Origin of the sequence: Veillonella parvula, from assembly GCF_024461875.1 — a bacterium.
Taxonomy (GTDB): Bacteria; Bacillota; Negativicutes; order Veillonellales; family Veillonellaceae; genus Veillonella; species Veillonella parvula_I.
The window spans coordinates 1-681 of the sequence record NZ_JANGAL010000018.1 but is presented as its reverse complement, the minus strand read 5'-3'; the positions used below and the strand labels follow the sequence as shown (position 1 = coordinate 681).

Here is a 681-nt window from a genome sequence, read left to right as displayed (position 1 = left end):
CTAAGGTGCTTGTTCGTCAGTTTGTGGAAAGGTTTGAAAGACCTTCAGGTGAGAAAATAGCATTATGTGCTGCTGAACTAACCTATTTATGTTGGATGATTACACATAACGGAACAGCAATCAAGAGAGCCACATTCATGAGCTATAATACTATCATAAGCAATTCGCTGAGTTTCGATATTGTCAATAAATCACTCCAGTTTAAATACAAGACGCAAAAAGCAACAATTCTGGAAGCCTCATTAAAGAAATTGATTCCTGCTTGGGAATTTACAATTATTCCTTACTATGGACAAAAACATCAATCTGATATCACTGATATTGTAAGTAGTTTGCAATTACAGTTCGAATCATCGGAAGAAGCAGATAAGGGAAATAGCCACAGTAAAAAAATGCTTAAAGCACTTCTAAGTGAGGGTGAAAGCATCTGGGAGATCACTGAGAAAATACTAAATTCGTTTGAGTATACTTCGAGATTTACAAAAACAAAAACTTTATACCAATTCCTCTTCCTAGCTACTTTCATCAATTGTGGAAGATTCAGCGATATTAAGAACGTTGATCCGAAATCATTTAAATTAGTCCAAAATAAGTATCTGGGAGTAATAATCCAGTGTTTAGTGACAGAGACAAAGACAAGCGTTAGTAGGCACATATACTTCTTTAGCGCAAGGGGTAGGA

At 35.7% G+C, this 681-nt stretch carries 1 protein-coding gene; it reads left to right on the top strand.

Annotation, left to right across the window (positions count from 1 at the left end; translation table 11 throughout):
- The coding region (locus NE668_RS09700) for a site-specific integrase (protein ID WP_256196758.1) at positions 1–681 on the top strand (681 nt) is incomplete at both ends.